Origin of the sequence: Micromonospora sp. WMMD736 (genome assembly GCF_049179015.1) — a bacterium.
Classification (GTDB): Bacteria; Actinomycetota; Actinomycetes; order Mycobacteriales; family Micromonosporaceae; genus Micromonospora.
In genome coordinates this window covers 1-2,082 of the sequence record NZ_JBMHMI010000063.1, presented here as the reverse complement: position 1 = coordinate 2,082, position 2,082 = coordinate 1, and the positions used below count along the sequence as shown (strand labels likewise).

3 protein-coding genes are annotated in these 2,082 nt (G+C 67.3%); all 3 read right to left on the bottom strand.

Annotated elements, in window-relative coordinates:
* Positions 1-129: 129 nt before the first annotated feature.
* Positions 130-1,077, bottom strand: coding sequence for a cutinase family protein (locus ACN269_RS33565; protein ID WP_421477190.1), 948 nt, complete (start codon positions 1,075-1,077; stop codon positions 130-132).
* 94 nt (positions 1,078-1,171) lie between these two features.
* Positions 1,172-1,633, bottom strand: a complete 462-nt coding sequence (locus ACN269_RS33560) for a hypothetical protein (protein ID WP_421477188.1) — start codon at positions 1,631-1,633, stop codon at positions 1,172-1,174.
* A gap of 147 nt (positions 1,634-1,780) precedes the next feature.
* Positions 1,781-2,082 (bottom strand): alpha/beta hydrolase-fold protein (locus ACN269_RS33555; protein ID WP_421477186.1); only part of this gene is annotated, 302 nt, incomplete at its 5' end.

Below are 2,082 nucleotides of genomic sequence, written 5' to 3'. Positions count from 1 at the left end.
CACCTCAGCAACGCTGGGTGCACGCCCCGGCAGGTCAACGGTCGGCCATCGCTCTTAGTTTTCTCTTAATGTTAGGTGACCGAGTCGGCACCGACCAAATCCAACCGCGGGCACAAGTTTCGCGGATCACTATCCGTGTTTGGGGTGCGGTGCGTTCTCGATCAGTTGCTGCGCCCATTCCAGTGTCCACTGGGTCGCCGATCGACCGTCGAGATTCCAGAACTCCGGCGTGGCGTACATCGCATGCACCGGCTGACCGGCGCCGCCGCTGAGCACCTCCAGCGTCCTGGGCAGCTCGGTGATGTCGAAAGCCGACTCCGGTGCGGCGCAGATCAAATCGCCGCGTGCGCAGATCTCGTTGGTCCGGTCGTTGAGTGCGCCGAAGCCGCCCGGCCGCGGGCCCGTCATCTCCAGCCCGAACTGGGACAGCATCGGTATCTCATGCAGGGTGATCTCCGCACCATGGCCGTCCGGGTTGGGGCCGACGTCCTGACCGACGTTGTCCTGACGACGCCCATCGGCGATCAGCGTGACGCCGAGCACCAGATCCTCGTCGACCGGTCCGCGGCCGTTACCGATGTCGCTGGCCATGTCCCCGGCGATCACGGCCCCCTGGGAGAACCCGACCAGCACGTAACTGGTCAGCGGGCAGCGCTCATTCATCTGCGTCATCGCCTGCACCGCGGCGCGGTGGCCCTCGGTGCGGCTGTAGTTGTACGTCTTCTGCCCGTCGTTCACGAACGGGTTACGGAACTGGGCGGTATAGGGCACGGTGTAGACCTCTACCCGGTCACTGCCGAACTGCGCGCGGATCGGGTTGCTGACATTGAGCAGCAGCGCGGCCGGGAACTGAACCGGGTTGAACGGGTCCAGCTGCACCGAGGATTCCCAGGTGCCCGGGATGGAGATCATCTGCACATCCGGGCAGCTGGCGTCCTGGAACTCCGGTCGCGGCTTCTTGCCCGGCTGCACCGCCGTCGGCGGAACCGCTGTCGGCGGCGTGGCGGTGGGCGGCTCGTCCGAACGTCGCATGAAGACGACCACCATCGTCACGACCAACGCCACCACGATCGCCATCGCCCCGGCGGCGGCCAGGGCGAGGATGCGGTGCCGTTTACGACGGCTGCTTTTTGGCATTGCTGGGGCTGCTCCTCACGGGCGGGTGGTCCGCCTAGCAGAGTCGGTCGGTGGCGATCCGGATGTAGTCAGCGGTCGCCCGGTCGACGTCGTCGGCCGGTGGCGTGGCGACACCAGTAGTAGCTGGCGCGTGCGCGTCCACCGCGCGCGAATCGGATCGTGCCGCGGGGGGCGACTGGATGCGGGCCGACGGCGGCTCCGCCGGGCTCGGATCGCTGGCCCCGACGTCGCTGCGGACCAGCGGCGCCACGAACGACCACACCGCCTGCTCACTCTGCTCGGCAGCGTGCGCCTGGCAGACGTAGGAGCCGATGGTCAGTGCCAACAGGTCGCTGGACGGCTGCAGACCCGCCGCCCTCAGCGCGTCCAGGTATTCCCGCTGTCTGGCCGTCACCGTCAGCTCATCGCCGGCACCGGCAACCGCGCTGTCGGAGGTCGGCATTCGCATCGGCGCGGTCAGGTCGTCGCCAACCCCGCAGCCGGTGATAGCTGTCACGGCGGATGCGACAAGCAACCATGTCGATATCGACATCGATACCGACGTAGCCGCGATCCGTACCGTCTGCTGCACCCCTTCACGGTACCGGCTCCCCAAAAGTGCACCGGGCCAGCCGTTTCCCAATTGCCCGGCGCGTCGGCCCGATCAGGCGATGGCGGCCGCCAGATCGCCGGACATGGCCGACAGCTGGGCGCTCCAGTTCGCCCAGTCGTGGTTGCCGCCGGTCGGGAAATTGAAGTGCGCGTTGCGACCGCCAACCGCCCGGTAATGCGCGTAAAACGTCCGGTTACTGCCCTGCGCCTGGTCGCAGTAGCCGATCATGGCGGCCGGATCGCTGCACGTCAGCGTCGACGGGCTGAAGACCCAGAGCCGGGTGTTGTTGTCGGCGAGCAGCTGGGCGTGCACATCGGGGTCGTGCCACTTCCAGCGTCCGAACTGTGGTGGAC